Raw genomic sequence first — 21602 nt, 5'->3', positions numbered from 1 at the left:
GCCGCACACCGTACGCCATCTATCGCGTCATTGACGGTCGTAGAGCTGACGACATACCCTGGACGGCGTGCGTATCGCGGTCATCGGTGGCGGCCCGGCGGGTCTGTACTTCGCCGCGCTGGCGAAGCAGCTCGGTCCCGGTCACGAAATCACCGTCTGGGAACGCAACGCGCCGGACGACACGTTCGGCTTCGGCGTCGTGTTCTCCGACGAGACGCTCGGCGGCATCGAGCACGCCGACGCGGCGGTGCACGAGGCCATGAAGGCCGAGTTCGCCCGCTGGGACGACATCGACGTCCACTACCGCGGCACGGTCACCACCTCGGGCGGCCACGGCTTCGCGGCGATGAGCCGCAAGCGCCTGCTCGGCATCCTCCAGAACCGCTGCGCCGAGCTGGGCGTCTCGCTCCGCTTCCGGGTGGAAGCGCCGGCCGACCTCGCCGGGTACGACCTGGTCGTGGCCGCCGACGGCGTCAACTCCGCGGTGCGCAACCGGTACGCCGGGACGTTCCGGCCCAGCGTCGAGACGCGCCGGTGCCGCTACATCTGGCTCGGCACCGACCTCGTCTTCGACGCCTTCAAGTTCCACGTCCTCGAGACGCCGGCCGGGATCATGCAGATCCACGGCTACCCGTACGGCCGCGACGGCAGCACGTTCATCCTCGAAGTCCAGGAGGACGTCTGGCAGCGGACCTTCGGGCCGGTCGCGGCGTCCGCGCTCAAGCCGGGCGAGAGCGACGAGAAGTCCATCGCGCTGATCCGCGAGCTGTGTGCCGACGTCCTCGGTGAGCACCGGATCATGGCCAACAACTCGAAGTGGGTCTCGTTCGGCACGGTCCGCTGCGAAACCTGGGTGCACGGCAACGTCGTCCTCCTCGGCGACGCCGCGCACACCGCGCACTTCTCGATCGGCTCCGGCACGAAGCTGGCCATGGAGGACGCGCTCGCGCTGGCCGCCTGCCTGCACGAGAACGACGGCGTCGCCGAAGCGCTCAAGGCGTACGAGCTGGAACGGCGCCCGGTCGTCCAGTCGACGCAGCGCGCCGCGCAGGCCAGCCTGGAGTGGTTCGAGAACATCGCGCAGTACACCCACCAGGAGCCGCCGCAGTTCGCGTTCAACATCCTGACCCGCAGCCGCCGCGTCACCTACGACAACCTCCGGCTGCGCGATCCCGAGTTCGCGGCCGAGCTGGACCACTGGTTCGCGCGGAAACTGGGCACGACGTCCCGGCCGCCGATGTTCCAGCCGTTCCGGCTCGGCGAGCTGGAGCTGGCCAACCGGATCATCGTGTCACCGATGGACATGTACTCGGCCGTCGACGGCGTGCCGGGCGACTTCCACCTGGTGCACCTGGGCAGCAAGGCGCTGGGTGGCGCCGGGCTGGTGATGACCGAGATGGTGTGCGTCTCGCCCGAGGGCCGGATCACCCCCGGCTGCGGCGGGCTGTACACGGCCGAGCAGGAAGCGGCCTGGAAGCGGATCGTCGGCTTCGTGCACGCGCAGACCCCGGCGCGCATCGGTGTCCAATTGGGACACTCGGGCCGCAAGGGTTCGACGAAGCTGATGTGGGAGGGCATCGACGAGCCGCTCCCGGAAGGGAACTGGGAGGTGTGCGCGCCTTCGGCGGTGCCCTACTCCGAGCGGAACCAGGTCCCGCGCGAACTGTCCACAGCGGACATGGCGGAGATCCGCGACCAGTTCGCCGCCTGCGCGCGAGCGGCCGCGCGCGCCGGGTTCGACGTGCTCGAACTGCACTGCGCGCACGGCTATCTGCTGTCGTCGTTCCTCTCGCCGCTGACCAACCGGCGAACCGACGCCTACGGCGGCTCGCTGGAGAACCGGTTGCGGTTCCCGCTGGAGGTCTTCGACGCGGTGCGTACCGCCTGGCCCGCCGAGCGGCCGATGACGGTCCGGATCTCGGCGACCGACTGGTGCGAGGGCGGCATCGACGCCGACGACGCCGTCGAGATCGCGCGGGCCTTCGCCGCTCACGGGGCGGCGGGCATCGACGTCTCGACCGGGCAGGTCGTCAGCGAGGAGCGCCCGCAGTACGGCCGCAGCTACCAGACCCCGTACGCCGACCGGATCCGCAACGAGATCGGCGAGGAGTACGGCATCGCGGTGATCGCCGTCGGGGCGATTTCGTCCTACGACGACGTCAACTCGCTGATCCTGGCCGGCCGGGCGGACCTGTGCGCGCTGGGCCGCACCCACCTCTACGATCCACAATGGACGCTGCACGCGGCGGCCGAGCAGGACTATCCGGTGCCGTGGCCGAAGCAGTTCGCCGCGGGCAGCCGGAAGCCGCAGACCGGCCGCACCGACGGGCCGGAGCCGCGGCTCGAGCTCGTCCGCTCCGGCCCGGCCGGAACCGCCCATGCCCGCTGGCGACCGGGAGCTTCGTCATGACCGCCTTCGCGTTGACCGCCGAGCAGCAGGCCTTCGCTTCGGAGGTCCGGCGGCTGGCCGCAGACCGGCTGCGCCCGCTCGCCGAGTCCGGCGTGGAGGGTGCGGTCAACCGGCCGCTGCTCAAGGAGATGGGCGCGCTGGGCCTGCTCGCGCGGCTGTTCCCCGGGGTCGCCTCGGGCACGCCGTCGCGGCAGGCGGCCGCGACGGACCTGTGCATCCTGCGGGAGAACCTCGCCACGGTCAGCACGGAGGCCGAGACGGCGCTGGCCTTGCAGGGCCTCGGCACCTATCCGGTGCTCCAGTCCGGTCAGGACAGCCAGGTCGCGAAGTGGCTGCCCGCGGTGGCGGCGGGTGACGCGGTGGCGGCGTTCGCGCTGACCGAGCCGGACGCCGGTTCGGACGCCGCGGCGCTCGCCCTGGCCGCCGAACCCGACGGCGACGGCTGGCGCCTGACCGGCACGAAGATGTGGATCTCCAACGCGCCGGAAGCCGACTTCTACACGGTGTTCGCGCGCACCACTCCGGGCGCGGGCTCGCGCGGGGTCAGCGCGTTCGTGGTGCCTGCCGACCGGCCCGGGCTGGGCGGCGAGCACCTGGACCTGGTGAGCCCGCACCCGATCGGCACGGTCACCTTCGACGGCGTCGAGGTCCGGCGCGAGGAGCTGCTGGGCGAGGAGAACCGCGGCTTCGCGGTGGCGATGCGGACGCTGGACCTGTTCCGGCCGAGCGTCGGCGCGTTCGCCGTCGGCATGGCCCAGGCGGCGCTGGACGCCACCGTCGCCCACACGGGCACGCGGGAAGCCTTCGGCGGGCCGTTGATCAAGCAGCAGGCGGTCGCGCACACGCTGGCCGAGATGGCCACCCGGACCGAAGCCGCGCGCCTGCTGGTCTACGCCGCCGCCGGTGCGTACGACGCGGGCGAGCAGAACCTCGGCGGCCGCGCGGCGATGGCGAAGCTGTTCGCCACCGAGGCCGCGCAGTTCGTCGTGGACTCGGCGGTGCAGCTGCACGGCGCCCGCGCGTTGCGGCGCGGGCACCTGCTGGAGCACCTCTACCGCGAGGTCCGAGCGCCCCGGATCTACGAAGGCGCGTCGGAGATCCAGCGGACGATCATCGCGCGATGGCTGGCTTCGGCTTCCGCTCCAGCCACCACTGACTGAGCCCCAGCAAAGTCAGCAGGCTCAACGCACCCGAAAGAGTGGCCGCATCGAGGATGAGGGCGACGCCCTTGCCCGGTGTCCGCGTCATCAGGATCAGGTAGCAGAGCGGCGACAACGCCCTGGTCGTGAGCGTGTTCATGGTCATCGCGAAGCTGCGGACCATCCACTTCCGGTGGTCGGCGAACCGCCGCTGCCGGACCGCCCGCCAGCCGGCCACGGTGAAGCCGAACCACAGGAGCGCGCCCACGACGTCGAGCGTGCCGAGGATCGGGCCGAACGGGCTGACCGCGCCGATGACGGCGGCCATCACCGCCGACGGCAGGGCCCCGCCGAAGACGTAGATCCGCCCGATCCGGCGGTGCGCGACCGGGTGCGCCCGGCGCAGCCACGGCCAGATCTGCAGGACCACCCCGACGATGGCCACCGTGCCGAAGGTGATGTGCGCGAGCAGGAACCAGTAGTGCGCGGCGAACCCCGGCGGCGCGGGCACCCGCGCCCGCGCCGGATCGAGCGTGAGGTACGGCGGCAGGGAGTAGGCGAGGAAGAGACCGACGATCGCGGCGAGCGGCGCCACCCACGGCCGTCGCCACCACACCGGTTTCCGCGCCACACGGACCGGAGCAGGACGGGCTTCCGTCTGGACGGTCATTTCCACCCCCTGGGTCGGCTGCCCCACCGACGCTAGGGAAACCCGCGGGCCACGACCATGGGGCGAGCCACCGGCGACCTGGTGGGGCCCGCCCCACCCCCGGTTCAGCTACCCCGGACCCGCCGGATCGTGTCGCGGTAGAAGTAGCCGCTCTGCTTGATCGTCCGCGCCTGTGTCTCGTAGTCCACGCGGATCAGCCCGAACCGCTTCGCGTACCCGTACGCCCACTCGAAGTTGTCCAGGAGGGACCAGGCGAAGTACCCCCGGACGTCCGCCCCCGCCTGACGCGCCGCCGCCACCGCCGCGATGTGCGACGCCAGGTAGGCGGTCCGTTCTTCGTCGCGGACGAAGCCCGACGAGTCCGGGTCGTCGTCGAACGCCGAGCCGTTCTCCGTGATGTACATCGGCAGGCCCGGGTAGTCGCGGCCCAGCCGCGTCAGCAGCTCCGTGAACTTGCCCGGCAGGATTTCCCAGCCCATCGCCGTCGTCGGCTCGCCGAACGGGACCACCCGCGAGGCCGGGACGCCTTCGTCGTCGACCGCGCGGCCCGACTCGTCCACGCCCGAGAACTGCTGGCCGAAGTAGTAGTTCACGCCCAGGAAGTCCAGCGGCGTGGAAATGACGGCGAGGTCGCCGTCCTGGACCGGGAGACGCACTCCGCGTGCGGCCAGGTCGTCCACGACGTCCGCCGGGTAGCGGCCGTGGACCAGCGGGTCCAGGTAGATCCGGACGCCGAGGCCGTCGGCCTGCCGCGCCGCGCGGACGTCCTCCGGCGAGTCCGTGGCCGGGTCGGCCGTGCACATGTTGAGCGTGATGCCGAACTGCGTGTCCGCCGGCGCGGCCGCCCGCATCCGCTGCACCGCGAGGCCGTGGCCCAGCAGCAGGTGGTGCACCGCGTGCATGCCGGCCGCGTAGTCGCGCCGCCCCGGCGCCATCACGCCGTGGATGTACCCGTGCATCGCCGAGCACCAGGGCTCGTTCAGCGTCGTCCAGTGCCGGACGCGGTCCTTCAGCCGGTCGAACACGAGCATCGCGTAGTCGGCGAACCGGTACGCCGTGTCGCGCGCCGGCCAGCCGCCCGCGTCCTCCAGCTCCTGCGGGAGGTCCCAGTGGTACAGCGTCAGCCACGGCGTGATGCCGCGGCTCAGCGTCTCGTCGACCAGCCGGTCGTAGAACCCGATGCCCGCCTCGTTGACGCCGCCGCGGCCGTGCGGCTGGACCCGCGGCCACGCCACGGAGAACCGGTAGGTGTCCGCGCCCAGCTCGCCGACCAGCGCGATGTCTCCGGGCATCCGGTGGTAGTGGTCGCACGCCACGTCACCGGTGTCGTTGTTGTCGATGGCCCACGGCACCCGGCAGAACGTGTCCCAGATGGACGGTGTGCGCCCGTCTTCGGAGACCGCGCCTTCGATCTGGTACGCGGCGGTGGCCACGCCCCAGCGGAAGTCCGGCGGCAGGGTGTCGATCAGCGCCTGCTGTTCGGCGGTCGCGGCGGTGGTCTCGGTCAAGGCAGCACTCCTCCAGGGATACCGGGCAGGACGGGCGGTCAGGAAGTGGCGACGGGGTGCAGCCAGCACGCCACCTCGCGCGCCGGGTCGCCGGGCGTTCCGAGCAGCGGCACGCGGTCCGGGCACGGTTCGAAGGCCTTCGGGCACCGCGGGTGGAACGCGCAGCCCGGCGGCATGCCCCGCGTGTCCGGCGGCGACCCCGGGATCCCGGCCAGCTCGCGGCGCGGACCGCGCAGGGCCGGGAACGAGTTCAGCAGGCCGTGGCTGTACGGGTGCAGCGCGTCCCGGTAGAGGTCGGCCGCCGGTGCCTGCTCGACGATCCGGCCGCCGTACATGATCGCGATCCGGTCCGAGAACTCGACCAGCAGCGACAGGTCGTGCGTGATGAACAGGACCGAAAAGCCCAGCCGCTCGCGCAGTTCCACGAGCTGGCCGAGGATCTGCCGCTGCATGACGACGTCGAGCGCGGTCGTCGGCTCGTCCATGATGACGATCCGCGGTTCCAGCGCGAGCGCCATCGCGATCATCACGCGCTGCCGCATGCCGCCGGAGAGCTGGTGCGGGTACGCCTCCAGCCGGTCGGCCGCGATCCCGACCAGCTTGAGCAGGTCGCGGGCGCGCGCCACCCGGCCGGCGCGGGTCGTGCGCGGCTCGTGCGCCTTGATGACGTCGACCAGCTGCGTGACGACCTTGTGCACCGGGTTCAGCGAGTTCATCGCACCCTGGAACACAATGGACGTTTCGGCCCAGCGGAAGTCGCGCAGCTGCCTGTCCGTCAGCTTCAGCACGTCGTACGGCTCGCCGTCGGCGGGGTGGTAGATCACCTCGCCGCCGCGGATCACGCCCGGCGGCGCGAGCAGCCGCGTCAGCCCGTAGGCCAAAGTGGACTTCCCGCTGCCGCTTTCCCCGGCCAGGCCGAGGACCTCGCCGCGGTGCAGCGTCAGGTGCACGTCCCGGACCGCGCGCACGGCTTCGTCGCCGACGCCGTAGTCGACGTCGAGACCCTTGATTTCCAGAACCGGGTCCATCATGGCTGTTCCTCCCGCCCGAGCACGGGCGTGAAGCCCACGCGCATGCGATGCGTCCGCCCGTCTGCGCCGCGCACGCGGGACTTGCCGCTGCCGCGCAGCCGCGGGCTGACGAACTCGTCGATGCCGAAGTTGAGCAGGGACAGCGCGGTGCCGAGGATCGCGATCGCCAGTCCGGCCGGCACGAACCACCACCACGCGCCCTGCGCCAGGGCCTGCTGGCTCTGCGCCCAGAACAGGATCGTGCCCCAGTTCCAGTTGGACAGTCCGGAGACGCCGACGAAGGCGAGCGTGATCTCCGACATCACCGCGAAGATGACCGTGCCGACGAAGCTGGACGCGATGACCGCGGTCAGGTTGGGCAGGATCTCGAAGAAGATGATCCGCCACGTCGATTCGCCGGTCGCCCGTGCGGCTTCGACGTATTCCCGGCCCCGCAGCGACAACGTCTGCGCTCGCAGCACCCGCGCGCCCCACGCCCACGACGTGAACCCGATGATCACCGCCACCAGGTAGTCGCCGCCGGTGGGCACCGCGCTGCCGATGATGATGATCAGCGGCAGCGCCGGGATCACGAGGAACACGTTGGACAGCGCGGACAGACCCTCACCGGGCGTCCCGCCGAGGTATCCGGACGCCACGCCGACGACGACGGCGAGGACTGTCGCCACCACACCGGCGGTCAGCCCGACGAGCATGACGCTGCGCGTGCCGACCACGACCTGGCTGAAGATGTCCTGGCCGAGGTGGGTGGTCCCGAACCAGTGCCTGCCGGACGGGCCTTCGAGCAGGTCGCTGCTGCGCGCCGACGGGTCGTACGGCGCGATCCACTCCCCGATGACCGCGATCACCAGGAAGAACACGATGACGGCGAGGCCGGTGACGGTCTTGCCGCCGGTCAGGAAGCGGAACCGGCGCCGCCGGGCGGCCGCGTCGACGGGAAGGGCCTGGGCGGCTTTGACGTCCGCCGCGGGTACGGCCATGTCAGCCCTCCTTCCGGGTGCGCGGGTCGAGCGCGAGGTAGGCGACGTCGGCGAACAGGTTGGCCACCAGCACCGACAGCGTGATGATGAGGAAGATGCCCTGCATCAGCGGGTAGTCCTGCGAGCCGACCGCCTGGAACAGCTGGAAGCCGACGCCCGGGTAGGAGAAGACGATCTCCACCAGCAGTGTCCCGCCGACGATGAAGCCCAGCGCCAGCGCGAAGCCGGACACGCTGGGCAGCAGCGCGTTGCGAGCCGCGTACCCGAGCATCACCCGGCGTTCGGGCAGGCCCTTGGCGTGCGCGACGGTGACGTAGTCCTCCGACGCGACGGTGACCATCATGTTGCGCATGCCGAGGATCCAGCTGCCCACCGAGCTGATCAGGATGGTGATCGCGGGCAGCAGGCCGTGCTGGACGGCGCTGCCGATGAACGCGCCGTCCCAGCTCGGCACCAGTCCCGGGTCGTAGCCGCCGGACGACGGGAAGAAGCTGCCGGGCCCGGCCAGCAGCGCCAGCGCGATCAGGCCGAGCCAGAAGTACGGCACCGACGACAGGAACGTCGTCACCGGCAGCAGTCCGTCGACCCACGAGCCGCGCTTCCAGCCCGCGACCACGCCGAGCCCGGTGCCGAGCGCGAAGCCGATGACCGTGGTCAGGCCGACCAGGATGATCGTCCACGGCAGGCTGTCGCCGAGCAGCTCGGACACCGGCGTCGGGAAGAACGTGAACGACAGGCCGAGGTCACCCCGGAAGAGCTGGCCCCAGTAGTCGAAGTACTGCGAGACCAGGCTCTCGTTCTTGTCGAGTCCGAAGAGGACATACAGCGACTGGATGGCGTCCGCGCTGAGCATGCCCTGGTTCTTCGCGATCAGCGACTGCACCGGGTCGCCGGGGATCAGCCGCGGGATGAAGAAGTTGATGGTGACGGCGGCCCACGCGGTGAAGACGTAGAAGGCCAGCCGTTGCAGCAGGTACCTCATCGGGCGGCCCCGCCGTAGAGCCAGCACGCGGCCCAGTGGCCCGAGGCGTCGCCGACGTCGAACCGCGGCGGCAGCTCGGTCTTGCACCGCTGCATCGCGACCGGGCAGCGCGGGTGGAACCGGCAGCCGGACGGCGGGTCGATCAGGCTCGGCGGCTCACCGGCGCCGCGCTCGGCGGGCACGTCGCTCGCCGTCCCCTCGGCCAGCCGGTCGGGATCGGGCGCGGATTCGATGAGCAGCCGCGTGTAGGGGTGCGCGGGCCGCTGGGTGATCGTCTCGCTGTCGCCGCCCTCGACCATGCGGCCCGCGTACATCACCATCGTCTCGTCGGCGAAGTAGCGCGCCGACGCGATGTCGTGCGTGATGTACAGGATGGCCAGGTGCAGGCGCTCCTTCAGGTCGCGCAACAGGTTCAGCACGCCGAGCCGGATGGAGACGTCCAACATGGACACCGGCTCGTCGGCCAGCAGCGCCTCCGGGTCCGCCCCGAGCGCCCGCGCGATCGCGACGCGCTGACGCTGCCCGCCGGACAGCTCGTGCGGGAACTTGTCGATGTAGCGTTCCGCCGGGGTCAGCTGGACGCGGGTGAGCAGGTCGTGCAGCGACTTCTCGAGGTCGTCGCCGGCCCGGCCGTGGATCTTCAGCGCCCGGGTCAGGTGGTAGCGCACGGTGTGGACGGGGTTCAGCGACGCGAACGGGTCCTGGAAGATCATCTGGACCCGGCGGGCGTACGCGCGGAACGCCCTGCCGCGCTTGACGTTCACCGTCTCGCCGTGCAGCCGGATGTCGCCGGCGGTGCGCGGGTAGAGGCCCGCGAGCAGCCGCGCGACCGTCGACTTGCCCGAACCGGACTCGCCGACCAGCGCGGTGACGCGGCCGCGGCGCAGCGTCAGGGTGACGTCGTCCACGGCCTGGACGGCCCGGCGCGGGCCGGTCAGCGCGGCGCGGCCCTTCCGCCGCACGGGAAAGTGCTTGGTGAGGCCCGCGGCCTCCAGGACCACGGGGAGGTCCCCCTCCGACCCGACGGCGACAGGGTCGGAGGGGGACTGCTCGGTCGTTGCCACGGACTCCGCCATCGTCAGGCCGCGGGCTTCAGGTGCAGGACGATGTCCAGCGCGTTGCGCAGCGTGGGCTGCGCCGGACCGTACGGGTTGGCGTCGTCCGGCCAGCCGACCCAGTTCTTCGTGCTGTACTCGCCACCGGAGTTGGCCGCCGACGTCGGGACCATCGGCTGCTGGTCGATCATGATCTTCTGCAGCGTCGCCATGGCGGCGGTGCGGGAGGCGTCGTCCTCGGCGTTCGCGTAGGTCTCGAGCGCCTTGGTCGCCTCGTCGTTCTTGTAGCGGCCGTAGTTGCCGTTGATGCCGCCCTGGCCGGTCGGCTTGTAGCGGTTGCCGTCCATGACGTCGCGGTACAGGTCGTACGGCGTCGCGCCGTCGTTCGTCCAGTGCATCAGGCCCTCGAAGTCACCGGTGTCGACCGACTTCGTCCAGGCGTCCTGGTTCATCTTCTCGACCGTGGCGGTGATGCCGATCTGCGCCAGGTTGTCCTTGATGATCTCCAGGTCGGTGATGTAGTCCGACCAGCCCGACGGGACGGTGAGCTTGATGGTGACCGGCTTGCCGGACGGGTCCTGCAGCTGGTTGCCGGCGAACTTGTAGCCCGCGCCGGTCAGCAGCGCCTTGGCGCCCGGGACGTCGACCTTGACCGTCCGGCCCTTGTACTCCGGCGCGATGAACGGGTCGCCCGCCGGCGTCGGGATGCCGGTGACCTGGTCGTTCTTCGGGTAGAAGTAGCCGGCCTCGCCCTGGTTGAAGATGTCGTCGCGGTTGATCACCTTGCTGACCGCCTGGCGCAGCTTCGCGTCGTTCCACGGCGCCTTCTCGGTGTTGAACCACAGGCCGTGGACGGCCAGCTGCGCGGGGAACCACAGCTTGTAGTGCTGCGGGTCCTTGTTGGTGTAGACGGCCTTGTAGTTCGGGATGAAGACGAAGCTCCACTCCGACGCGCCGTTGACCAGCGCGGCGACCTGCGCGTTGTTGTCGGTGTAGGAGGTGTAGCGGATCTCCTTGACCTTCGGCGCTTCCTGCCAGTAGCCGCTGTCGCGCCGGGTGACGATCATCGTCTGCGGCGTGAACGACTTGAGCGTGTACGGCCCGGTGCCGATCGGGTTCTTCACGGTGTCGAGCGCCGGGTCCTTGATGGCCTGCCAGACGTGCTTCGGCACGACGAGCGTCTGGAGGATCTTGACCTGGTTGACGAACTGGGAGCTGTCGAAGGCCAGCGTCACCTGGTTGCCGGCCGCGGTGATGTCCTTGTACGGCACCGCGTCGACGTTCAACGCCTTGTTGTCGCGCAGCAGCTGGAACGTGTAGGCGACATCTTCGGCGGTCATCGGCTGGCCGTCGGAGAACGTCACGCCGTCACGGATGGTGAGGACGAGCTTCTTGAAGTTGTCCGACCAGTCCCACTTCGTGGCCAGCCACGGCTTGCCCGGCTCCTGCGGCTTGACGCGGTTCAGCATCACGAGGGGTTCGTAGATCATCCACCGGTAGCCCATGTTGGACAGGGCGGACGTCTCGAGGAACGGGTTGTTGTTCTCCGACTGCGGGCCGTCGGGCTTGCCCACGTTGAGCACGGCGTTCGGGTTGCTCTGCGCGGCGTTCGAGCTCCCGCCCGAACAGGCGGTCAGCCCGCCCAGGGCCATGACAGCCACCAGCGCTGCGGCGACGGAGCGCTTGACTCGCATCGGTTCCTCCTGGTCATCGACGACTTCTTGCTGTCGACTGGTAGCGAGCCCCGACCGCCGGCGACCGAACGACGTCCCGAAGTCAACCCGGGTGACTCGGGTCACGTCAATAACATGGCGGTAACGTTTTGTGCCTAAGTTTAAGTACTGAAAGAACTGGCGGTCTGGACCTGTCGCCGGTGCTGCTCCTTGCGTCGCAAGGCTTTCAGCCCGTCCGGCCCCCGCTCGCCAGCAGCCGGGCCACGGGCAGGGTCGCCGCGCCGAGCGCGACCGCCTCGGGGCCGAGCCTGCCGAGGACGACCTCGGTGTGCCCGGTGAGGTAGTCGAGGGCGTGCCGCCGCACCGCGTCGCGGACGGCGGGCAGGATCGCCGGTCCCATGATCGCTCCCGCGGCGCCGGAGAGCACCACCCGGTCCGGGCTGAGCAGGTTGATCAGGTTCGCGATGCCGATGCCGAGGTACTCGCCGGTTTCGGCCAGCACGTCCGCGGCCGGGCCGGCGTCCTGGGCCTCGGCGACGATCCGGGCCAGTTCGACGTCGCTTTCGTCTCCGATGACCGGTTGCTTGCCGACGCGTTCGGCGTAGTGGCGGACGACCGCCTCCGTGCCGACGTAGGCCTCCAGGCAGCCGTGGGAGCCGCAGCGGCAGGCCGCGCCGCCGGCCTTGACGACGGTGTGCCCCCATTCGCTGGTGGTGATGCCGGGGTGCGACGGCCCGGCGGTCGCCACGGCGGCCCCGACCCCGACGCCGAGCAGGGCGACGATGGCCCGGTCGGCGCCCCGGCCGGCGCCGCGCCAGGACTCCGCCTGCCCGAGCGTGCGGGCGCGGTTGTCGAGGTGCACCGGCATCGGGCCCGGGAACAGCTCCGCGACGGCCGGGTGGATCAGTCCGGCGAAGGCCACGCCGCGCCAGCCGAGGGTGGGCGCGTGGACGATCCCGCCGTCGCGGACCGCGCCGGGCACGCCGACGCCGACGCCGAACACCGCGTCCGGTTCGCCGCCTTCGAGCACTTCCGCGATGCCGGTTCGCACCAGCGCGGCCACTTCGTCCGGATCGAGCCGGGTGCCGACCAGCGGGTGACGAACCGTGCCGAGGGTGCCGAGCGCGCAGTCGAACAGGCCGACCTCGACGTGCGTCTCGCTGACGTCGACCCCCACGACGTGCCCGAATCCGGGTCGCACGGCCAGCAGCGTCCGCGGCCGTCCGCCGTCGGATTCGACCGATCCGGCCTCCGCGACGACGCCGTCGGCGATGAGCTCGGAGACGACGTTGGTAACGGTGGCGGCGGACAAGCCCGATTCAGCTACCAGTTCCAGCCTGCTGACGGGGCCGCGGAGGTAGAGGGAGGAGAGGAGCGCCGCGCGGTTGTGCCGCCGGAGGTCTCTGGTCGTCTGGCGCACCACCTGGGTCACCGGGAGGATTCTGCCAGATACCATCAGTTCGGGACTTAGTTCACTACTTAATACATAGCCACAACTTACGGTGATCGGGCATCCTGTCAGTGAGCCGGTAAGAGTCCAGATGGGTTGCCCATGGCGAGCAAGCGCACCACCGTCCGTGATCTGCGGCGGCACAACCGTTCCCTGCTGCTGTCGAAACTGTACTTCGACGGCCCGCTCTCGCGGCACGAACTGAGCCAGCTCACCGGATTGAGTGCCGCGACGGTCAGCAACGTGACGGCGGAACTGGGCGAAGAACGGCTCATCACCGAAGCGGGCCAGGTGGAGTCCGACGGCGGCCGGCCGCGGGTGCTCCTGCGCGTGGACCCGGCGTACGGGCACGTGGCGGGGGTCGACATCGGCGAGACGGGCGTCAAGGTCGAGCTGTTCGACCTGGCGATGAACCGCCTGGCGACGGCCGAGCACCCGCTGCCGAAGGCACCGGACCCGGCGACGGCGGTCGAGCAGGTGACGTCCGGGCTGCGCGAGGTGTTCGCCGACCTCGACGGCTCGGCGGTGCTGGGGGTGGGCATCGGCGTCCCGGGGACGGTGGAGCAGGGGGCGCGGGTGCTGGTGCACGCGCCGACGGTGGGCTGGGACGCGGTGCCGCTGGTGTCGTTGCTGCAGGAGGCGGGCGTCGCGCTGCCGTTGTTCGTGGACAACGGCGCGAAGACGCAGGGCCAGGCGGAGATGTGGTTCGGCGCGGGCCGAGGAGCCCGCCACGCGGTGATAGCCCTGATCGGCTCGGGCGTGGGCGCGGCGGTGGTGACGGACGGAACGACGTACCGAGGATCGACGAGCAGCGCGGGAGAGTGGGGCCACACGACGATCGCGTACGGCGGTCAGCAGTGCCGCTGCGGAGCCCGCGGGTGCCTGGAGGCGTACATCGGAGCGGGCGCGGTGCTGGCACGGTACCGCCGGGCGCGGGGCAAGGAAATCGCGGGCGAGGACGAGCAGGCGCAGTTCTCGGCGTTACTGGAGGCGGCGGCGAAGTCCAAGACGGCGGCCCGGGTGCTGGAGGAAACGGCGGGGTACCTCGGGGCGGGGATCGCGAACTTGATCAACTTGTTCAACCCGGAGCGCATAGTGATCGGCGGTTGGGCGGGGTTGGCGCTGGGCGAGAAGCTGCTACCGCAGATCCGCGCGGCGGCGGGCGAGCACGCGCTGCGGCATCCGTTCAGCCAGACTTCGATTCAGCTGGGGTCGTTGGGGCTGGACGCGGTGGCGACGGGAGCGGCGACGTTGCCAGTGGCGGACCTGCTGGCCCAGGGAGCGACGTCGAGGCTGGCGAAGCCGGGAGCCCCGGATTCCGACGCGGCTTGAGCCGTGGGTGACCGGCGGCACCGGCTGGTGACTGCGGCTCGGTGCGCTCGCCCGGCCGGTGGGCTGAACCGGGCTGGCCAGGGCGAGTTGGCCGGGTGAGTCGGCTGAACCGGGCTGGCCAGGGCGGGTTGCGACTCACCTGGCCAGGCATGCATGCGGGTCGCCGACCATGCGCCCACTCTGGTCTCCTGCTTGCAGGCGGCGTGCCGAGGCCAAGCCGGGGGATTCCGGCGGTGGGGCGGGCTCCCCGAGACCAACCGACTCCGCAACAAATCAGCCTTCGAGCCAACTGGAGCCGCGAGACCCAGTGCGGCAGGGTGGAGTCCCTGGCGCCAAGCCGGGTTGAGTCCCCGCCATGGCCGGAGCATCGGAACCGAGACGCGGCGAGGGCCGAGTCCCCCGCGCCAGCCCGGCTCCCCGACCATGCGGAGTAGCGTGGCCAACGTGGCCGGGGCTGGGTTCCCGAGCCAAGCCTGCCCAGCACAGCCGGGGCTGAGTTCCCGAACCAAGCCCGCCTGAGCCCCGAGCCAAAGTTTCCCGGCCCGGGCCGCCTCGAGCCCCAGTCCCGGCCGAGGCCGCCCCAACCCCCGGTCCCGGCCCAGGCCGCCCCAACCCCCGGTCCGGGCCGAGGCCGCCCCAACCCCGTTCCTGGCCCAGGCCGACTCAACCTCGCCGGAACAGGGCCCGCCCTCCCTGGGGGCCGCCCCGCTTCAGCCTATCCGCGCCGCCCGACAAAACCGGCCCAAGCCCGTCGCCACCCATGCGCCTGTCCACAACTTCGCCGCCCTGTGGACAACCATCCGACCTTAATTCGGGTTGAAAAAAAATGTCCGGCCGACTGTTGCCCGGCTTGTCTGGACCATGCATACTTTGTTGCCGAGCACAACAAAGGCACCACCAAGACCACGCCTGCCGCCGCGCCGGCATGCGCGGCCCATCCTCCCCTCCCCGCGTTCCGTGCTGCGCGCGCGGAACGCCGTTCCCCCACGGTGAGAGAGGCGACAACGATGTCCACCTCGAAATTCCGCACCCGATGGGCGGCGCTCTTCGCCGCCTGCTCACTGCTCGTCCTCGGGCAGCAGGTCCTCGGCCCGGCCGCCGCCGAAGCCGCGGCCACCTTCACCGACGACTTCGACGGCCCCGCGGGCGCCGCCGTCGACGGGTCGAAGTGGCAGCTCGAAACCGGCGACAACGTCAACAACCACGAGCGGCAGTACTACACCTCCGGTACCAACAACGCCCAGCTCGACGGCCAGGGCCACCTCGTCATCACCGCCAAGAAGGAAAACCCCGGCAACTACAACTGCTGGTACGGCCGCTGCGAGTACACCTCCGCCCGGCTCAACACCGCCGGCAAGTTCAGCCAGGCCTACGGCCACTTCGAGACGCGCATGAAGCTCCCGCGCGGGCAGGGCATGTGGCCCGCGTTCTGGATGCTCGGCGGCAGCAACTGGCCCACCGACGGCGAGATCGACGTCATGGAGAACGTCGGGTTCGAGCCGAACACCGTGCACGGCACCATCCACGGCCCCGGCTACTCCGGCTCGGGTGGCATCGGCGCGGCCTACACCGGCCCGAACTTCTCCGACGACTTCCACACCTACGCCATCGACTGGGCGCCCAACCAGATCAAGTGGTACGTCGACGGCAACCTCTACCAGACGCGCACGCCGGCCGACCTCAACGGCAACCGCTGGGTCTACGACCACAACTTCTTCATCATCCTCAACCTCGCCGTCGGCGGGTACTGGCCCGGCGATCCCGACAGCAGCACGGTCTTCCCGCAGCAGCTGATCGTCGACTACGTCCACGTCACCAACACCTCGAGCGGCGGCGGCAGCGGCCGGACCGGCACCATCACCGGCATCGGCGGCAAGTGCGTCGACGTCGCCGGCGCGAACACCGCCAACGGCACGCCGATCCAGATCACCGACTGCAACGGCAACGCCGCCCAGAACTGGACCATCGGCACCGACGGCACCATCCGCGCCCTCGGGAAGTGCATGGACGTCTCCGGCGCGGGCACGGCGGACGGCACCCCCGTGCAGCTCTACGACTGCAACGGAACCGGCGCCCAGCAATGGGTCGTCACCGCGGCGCACGACATCGTGAACCCCAACGCGAACAAGTGCCTCGACGCGACCGGCAACAGCTCCGCGAACGGCACCCGGCTGCAGATCTGGACCTGCGCCGGCACGGCCAACCAGAAGTGGACCACGCCCTGACGTAGGCCGGGCCGGCGCGCACGTCGAGAGCCGCCGGCCCGCTCCAGGTCCGGGCCCGCGGGCCCGGCGCGATCGAAGTGGACACTCCCATGAGGAAACTGCTCACCCTGCTCGGCGTGACCGCGCTGACCGCGGCCACGTTCGCCGCGCCCGCGCAGGCCGCCGGCGAAACCGTCAACATCTGGCTCACCACCACCGGCGACTCCGGCGGCCGCCAGGTCACCCGCGGCCTGCAGCCGCAGGCACCGGTCACGTTCGCCGCGGGGACCGGAACCGGCGGTGTGACCATCAACGTCGACGAAAACACCACCTACCAACAGTTCGAAGGCGGCGGAGCGTCCTTTACGGACACCGCGGCGTGGCTGCTGAACTCGAGCGGCGCCCTGAGCCAGTCCACTCGCGACGACACGATGCGCAAGCTGTTCGACCCGAACACCGGCATCGGGCTGAGCTTCATCCGCAACCCGCTCGGCGCCTCGGACCTGGCCCGCTACAGCTACACGTTCGACGACATGCCCGCCGGCCAAACCGACCCGAACCTGACCCACTTCTCCATCGCGCACGACCAGGCCGACGTCCTCCCGCTGACCAAGCAGGCCAAGCAGCTCAACCCGCAGGCCAAGGTGATGGCGTCGCCGTGGAGCGCGCCGCCGTGGATGAAGGACAACGACAGCTACCTCCTCGGCTGGGTCGAGTCGCAGTACTACCCGGCTTACGCGCAGTACTTCGTCAAGTACCTCCAGGCCTACCAGGCCGCCGGCGTACCGATCGACTACGTGTCGATGCAGAACGAGCCGACGTGCTGCTCGAGCTATCCGTCGACCAACTGGAACGGCAGCGGGCTGGCGTACTTCGCGAAGAACAACCTGCTGCCCGCGTTGCAGAACGCTGGACTGTCCACAAAGGTCCTCGCGCTGGACTGGAACTGGGACACCTACGCGTCCTACGGTGCGCCCACGATGGACGATCCGGCGATCCGCAACCACCCGAACTTCGGCGGCATGGCGTGGCACGGCTACGGCGGCGACATCGCGCAGCAGACGACCGTGCACAACCAGTACCCGAACGTCAACGCCTACTCGACCGAACACTCCGGTGGCACCTGGATCGCCGACCAGCAGGCCGAGGACATGAACAACATCGTGGACTACACCCGGAACTGGTCGAAGAGCTTCGTCAAGTGGAGCCTCGGCGTCGACCAGAACATGGGCCCGCACAACGGCGGCTGCGGCACCTGCACCGGCCTCATCACCGTCCACAACGGAGACTCGCGCAGCGGGCAGGTCGACTACACCGTCGAGTACTACACGATGGGCCACCTGACGAAGTTCGTGAAGCCGGGCGCCTACCGGATCGACTCGAACGACAACTCGACCGTGCGCAACGTCGCCTGGAAGAACCCGGACGGTTCCAAGGCCCTGATCGCCTACAACTCCAGCACGAGCGCCCAGAGCGTGCGGGTGAACTGGGGCAGCTCGTCGTTCACGTACACGCTGCCCGGCCACACCTCGGCGACGTTCACCTGGAGCGGCAACCAGGGCAACAGTGGCACCAGGACCGGGCCGATCACCGGGCTGGGCGGCAAGTGCATCGACGTCGCGGGCGCGAACAGCGCCAACGGCACGGCCGTTCAGCTCTACGACTGCAACGGTTCCAACGCCCAGCAGTGGACGCTCGGCACCGACGGCACGATCCGCGCGCTGGGCAAGTGCCTCGACGTCACCGGACAGTCCACGGCGGACGGTGCGCAGCTGCAGATCTGGGACTGCGGCGGCACCGCGAACCAGAAGTGGGCGGCCACGGCGGCGCGGGACATCGTCGGAGCGGGCTCGGGCAAGTGCGTCGACGCGACGGGCAATTCGAGCGCGAACGGCACCCGGCTGCAGATCTGGACGTGCACGGGCGCCGCCAACCAGAAGTGGACCGTGCCCGCCTGATCGGATCGGAAGCGCTGCCGGGCCGTGGCACTGGGGAGGCCCGGCCCGGCAGCGAGGCGGTTCCGGCCACCGCTGGGGGTCTCCGGTGGCGAAACCGCACCCGAGATTACCGAGCGAACCCACCGGCCGGCGCCGATTCAGTCCCTCCGGACGACGACAGTGCCTGGACGCGCAGCGTCCGCTTTGCCGAATCCGGAGAGGTGGCAGCGGAAGCAGGCGGCAGGGAAGCGACTCGGCGGTGGCGCCCGCGGCAGATGACCCACCAGCGACAGTGGTGCGGCGCCCGCGGAAACCGCCCGAGGGCGGAGCCCCGCACGCCTTCGGCAGCAGCGCCTACTCCGCCACCGCCGTCCGGGCCGCCTCCGCTCGGTCCGCATACGCCTCGACCAGCTGAGCCTCCGCGTCCTCGAGGTACTTCGACAACAGCTGCTCCGCACCCGCGCCGTCGCCCGCCTCCAGGCGGTCGAGGATCTCGTGGTTGCGCGGCAGGTATCGCTCGTGGAACCGCCGCGGCTCGTCCATGATGTGGAACACCAGCCGCAGCTCCGCCGTCAGCCCGGCGACCAGCTCGTTGACGCGCTCGCTGCCGGACAGCGCCGCCAGCTCCTGGTGGAACCGCACGTTCGCGGTGCCCAGGTCCTTCCAGTTGCCCGTGCGCGCGGCCTCGTCGCCGATCTCGACCTTCTCCCGGATCCGCGGGAACGTCGCGGGCGTCTCCGTCACCCCGCGGACCGCCGCGCACTCGATGATCTTGCGCACCCGGTAGATGTCGACGACGTCCTCGACGCTCGGGACGCGGACGAACACCCCCCGGCTGAACTCGTGGACCAGCAGCCGCTCGTGCGTGAGCAGCCGGAACGCCTCGCGCAGCGTGTTGCGCGAAACGCGGAGCGTCTTGCCGATTTCCAGCTCCGACAGCCGGCCGCCGGGCGGGTAGACACCCTCCGCGATGCGGTTGCGCAGAATGCCCGCGGCCCACTCGGCCGAGCTCTTGCGCGTGTACAGGCCGTGCTCGGTTTCGAGGCCCGCGCCGCCGCTGTCTTCGATGACCACGTCCGCAGGGTACCAAGAAGACAATCCAATCAGCGACTTGTGGAATTGTTGAACAATCCCTACCGTGTGAGGCACGCCACCATGAGAGACACTGGCCAGGAGGTGCCCATGACTGCCGCTACCGCTACCGAGGCCCGGCCGTTCGACTGGTTCCGCACGCTCGGAAAACGCGGACGCCGCGCCTTCCTCGGCGCGTTCGGCGGGTACGGCCTGGACTCGTTCGACTACCAGACCCTGCCGCTCGGCCTGGCCGCGATCACCGCGTACTTCGGCATCTCGAGCGGCGAAGCCGGCCTGCTCGGCACGACGACGCTGGTCGTTTCGGCCGTCGGCGGCGTCGGGGCCGGCATGCTCGCCGACCGGATCGGGCGCGTCCGCACCCTCCAGGTCACCATCGCGATGTACACGATCTTCACCGTGCTCTGCGGGTTCGCGCCGAACTTCGAGACGCTGCTGGTCTTCCGCGCGCTGCAGGGACTGGGCTTCGGCGGCGAGTGGGCCGCGGGCGCCGCGCTGGTCGCCGAGTACTCGTCGGCCCGCTACCGCGGCCGGACCGTGGCGTTCGTGCAGAGCGCGTGGGCGGTCGGCTGGGGCCTGTCGGTGATCGTCTACACCGTGGTGTTCAGCGTCGCGAGCGACGACGTCGCCTGGCGGGTCATGTTCTGGACCGGCGTCATCCCGGCGCTGCTCGTCCTGTGGGTCCGCAAGAGCGTCAAGGACGCGCCGCGCGCCGAGGAACGGCTGAAGACCGAACGACCGAAAGGCACCCTGGCGCAGATCTTCAAGGCCGGCCTCCTGCGCAGGACGTTCTTCGCCGCCCTGCTGTCCACCGGCGTCCAAGGCGGGTACTACGCGATCAACACCTGGCTGCCGACCTACCTGAAGAAGACGCGCGACCTGACCGTGATCGGCACCGGCGGCTACCTGGCGTTCCTGATCACCGGGGCGTTCGTCGGCTACGTCTGCGGCGGCTACCTCACGGACCTGCTGGGCCGCAAGAAGACCTTCCTGACCTTCGCGGTGCTGTCGGCCGGGCTGATCGTCGCCTACACGCAGATCCCCAAGGGTGCCAACGGGCTCGTGCTCGTCCTCGGCTTCCCGCTCGGCTTCGCGATGTCCGCCATCTTCAGCGGCTTCGGCGCGTTCCTCGCCGAGCTGTACCCGACCGCGTTGCGCGGCACCGGGCAGGGCTTCACCTACAACTTCGGCCGCGCGGTCGGCGCCGTGTTCCCGACCATCGTGGGCTTCCTCGGCGCGGGCGGCGCGATCGTCTTCGGCGCGGTGGGCTACGGCATCGCCGTGCTCGCCCTGCTCGGCCTCCCGGAAACCCGGGGCACGGAACTCGAAGACTGAGGGGAAACGATGACGACTTTCGACCAGCCGGCGACGTACACCCCGGCGCAGGCGCGTCAGGTGTTCCGCCGTGGCACCGCCCACCCGACCACCGGCTGGGCCAGCGGCTTCACCCAGACCAACCTGATCGCCGTCCCCGCGGACTGGGCCTACGACGTCCTGCTGTTCTGCACCCGCAACCCGCAGCCGTGCCCGGTGCTGGACGTGACCGACCCCGGCGATCCGGCCACCCGGCTGGCCGAAGGCGCCGACCTGCGCACGGACCTGCCGCGTTACCGGATCTGGCAGAACGGCGTGCTGGCCGGTGAGGTGTCCGACGCGACCGGCCTGTGGCGCAGCGACATGGTCGCCTTCTCCATCGGCTGCAGCTTCACGTTCGAGACGGCGCTGGCCGCCGAGGGCGTCCCGCTGCGGCACGTCGAGCAGGGCCGCAACGTCGCGATGTACGTGACGAACCGGCAGTGCGAGCCCGCCGGGCGGCTGTTCGGCCCGATGGTGGTGTCCATGCGGCAGATCCCGGAGGATCGCGTCGACGACGCCATCCGCATCACCCGCGCGATGCCGGCTGTGCACGGCGCTCCCGTGCACATCGGCGACCCGCGTACGCTCGGGATCGAGGACCTTTCGCGTCCCGACTTCGGCGATCCGGTCGACGCGCGGCCGGGCGACGTCCCGGTGTTCTGGGCCTGCGGGGTCACGCCGCAGGCGGCGCTGATGGCGTCGCGGCCGCCTTTTGCGATCACCCACGCGCCGGGGTACATGTTCATCACCGATCGGCACGACAGCGAATACCGGGTGGGCTGA

General features: G+C 70.4%; 16 protein-coding genes. 7 read left to right on the top strand and 9 right to left on the bottom strand.

Annotated elements, in window-relative coordinates; all coding sequences use genetic code 11:
• The first annotated feature begins 67 nt into the window (after positions 1 to 67).
• Complete coding sequence (locus tag BT341_RS10840) at positions 68 to 2410, top strand: bifunctional salicylyl-CoA 5-hydroxylase/oxidoreductase (protein WP_072476156.1); 2343 nt, start codon at positions 68 to 70, stop codon at positions 2408 to 2410.
• Positions 2407 to 3570, top strand: coding sequence for an acyl-CoA dehydrogenase family protein (locus tag BT341_RS10835; protein WP_072476155.1), 1164 nt, complete (start codon positions 2407 to 2409; stop codon positions 3568 to 3570). The genes BT341_RS10840 and BT341_RS10835 overlap by 4 nt, the downstream gene beginning before the upstream one ends.
• On the opposite strand, the gene BT341_RS10830 is transcribed toward BT341_RS10835, so the two are convergent.
• From BT341_RS10830 to BT341_RS10795, 8 genes are all read right to left on the bottom strand, one after another.
• Positions 3521 to 4219: a DUF2306 domain-containing protein gene (locus BT341_RS10830; RefSeq protein ID WP_245804932.1), complete on the bottom strand. Its 699-nt coding sequence runs from the start codon at positions 4217 to 4219 to the stop codon at positions 3521 to 3523. The two genes, BT341_RS10835 and BT341_RS10830, sit on opposite strands and share 50 nt — an antisense overlap.
• 104 nt (positions 4220 to 4323) lie before the next feature.
• On the bottom strand, positions 4324 to 5727 hold the full coding sequence (locus BT341_RS10825) for a GH1 family beta-glucosidase (RefSeq protein ID WP_072476154.1): 1404 nt from the start codon (positions 5725 to 5727) through the stop codon (positions 4324 to 4326).
• Positions 5728 to 5765: 38 nt separating this feature from the next.
• On the bottom strand, positions 5766 to 6758 hold the full coding sequence (locus BT341_RS10820) for an ABC transporter ATP-binding protein (RefSeq protein WP_072476153.1): 993 nt from the start codon (positions 6756 to 6758) through the stop codon (positions 5766 to 5768).
• Positions 6755 to 7738 carry an ABC transporter permease gene (locus tag BT341_RS10815; protein ID WP_072476152.1) on the bottom strand — a complete coding sequence of 328 codons (984 nt, stop codon included), beginning with the start codon at positions 7736 to 7738 and terminating at the stop codon, positions 6755 to 6757. Before BT341_RS10815 ends, BT341_RS10820 begins: the two co-directional genes overlap by 4 nt.
• A 1-nt stretch (position 7739) precedes the next feature.
• Complete coding sequence (locus tag BT341_RS10810) at positions 7740 to 8720, bottom strand: ABC transporter permease (RefSeq protein WP_072476151.1); 981 nt, start codon at positions 8718 to 8720, stop codon at positions 7740 to 7742.
• Positions 8717 to 9721: an ABC transporter ATP-binding protein gene (locus BT341_RS10805; RefSeq protein WP_177328782.1), complete on the bottom strand. Its 1005-nt coding sequence runs from the start codon at positions 9719 to 9721 to the stop codon at positions 8717 to 8719. The genes BT341_RS10810 and BT341_RS10805 overlap by 4 nt, the downstream gene beginning before the upstream one ends.
• A gap of 77 nt (positions 9722 to 9798) precedes the next feature.
• Positions 9799 to 11469 carry an ABC transporter substrate-binding protein gene (locus BT341_RS10800; RefSeq protein WP_072476149.1) on the bottom strand — a complete coding sequence of 557 codons (1671 nt, stop codon included), beginning with the start codon at positions 11467 to 11469 and terminating at the stop codon, positions 9799 to 9801.
• A gap of 205 nt (positions 11470 to 11674) precedes the next feature.
• Positions 11675 to 12880: an ROK family transcriptional regulator gene (locus BT341_RS10795; RefSeq protein ID WP_084742821.1), complete on the bottom strand. Its 1206-nt coding sequence runs from the start codon at positions 12878 to 12880 to the stop codon at positions 11675 to 11677.
• 120 nt (positions 12881 to 13000) lie between these two features.
• Here BT341_RS10795 and BT341_RS10790 point away from each other — a divergent pair, with 120 nt between their 5' ends.
• The 3 genes from BT341_RS10790 to BT341_RS10780 all read left to right on the top strand — a co-directional run bounded on the left by BT341_RS10790 (position 13001) and on the right by BT341_RS10780 (position 18392).
• Positions 13001 to 14230 carry an ROK family transcriptional regulator gene (locus BT341_RS10790; protein ID WP_072476147.1) on the top strand — a complete coding sequence of 410 codons (1230 nt, stop codon included), beginning with the start codon at positions 13001 to 13003 and terminating at the stop codon, positions 14228 to 14230.
• Between the two features lie 1007 nt (positions 14231 to 15237).
• Positions 15238 to 16455, top strand: coding sequence for a glycoside hydrolase family 16 protein (locus BT341_RS10785; RefSeq protein WP_072476146.1), 1218 nt, complete (start codon positions 15238 to 15240; stop codon positions 16453 to 16455).
• 89 nt (positions 16456 to 16544) lie between these two features.
• A complete protein-coding gene (locus BT341_RS10780) occupies positions 16545 to 18392 on the top strand; it encodes a ricin-type beta-trefoil lectin domain protein (RefSeq protein WP_072476145.1) in 1848 nt (615 codons plus the stop codon).
• A 333-nt stretch (positions 18393 to 18725) separates the two neighbouring features.
• On the opposite strand, the gene BT341_RS10775 is transcribed toward BT341_RS10780, so the two are convergent.
• Positions 18726 to 19445, bottom strand: coding sequence for a GntR family transcriptional regulator (locus BT341_RS10775; RefSeq protein ID WP_072476144.1), 720 nt, complete (start codon positions 19443 to 19445; stop codon positions 18726 to 18728).
• A 108-nt stretch (positions 19446 to 19553) separates the two neighbouring features.
• On the opposite strand from BT341_RS10775, the gene BT341_RS10770 reads away from it, so the two are divergent.
• Together BT341_RS10770 and BT341_RS10765 are read left to right on the top strand one after the other, a co-directional pair.
• Positions 19554 to 20798 (top strand): MFS transporter, encoded by a 1245-nt coding sequence (locus BT341_RS10770; protein WP_072476143.1) that lies wholly within the window; start codon positions 19554 to 19556, stop codon positions 20796 to 20798.
• Between the two features lie 9 nt (positions 20799 to 20807).
• Positions 20808 to 21602, top strand: a complete 795-nt coding sequence (locus BT341_RS10765; RefSeq protein WP_072476142.1) for a putative hydro-lyase — start codon at positions 20808 to 20810, stop codon at positions 21600 to 21602.

The sequence above is a fragment of the Amycolatopsis australiensis genome, from assembly GCF_900119165.1.
Lineage (GTDB): Bacteria > Actinomycetota > Actinomycetes > Mycobacteriales > Pseudonocardiaceae > Amycolatopsis > Amycolatopsis australiensis.
The sequence above is the reverse complement of the archived record's forward strand: the minus strand, read 5'-3'. Positions and strand labels throughout refer to the sequence as shown.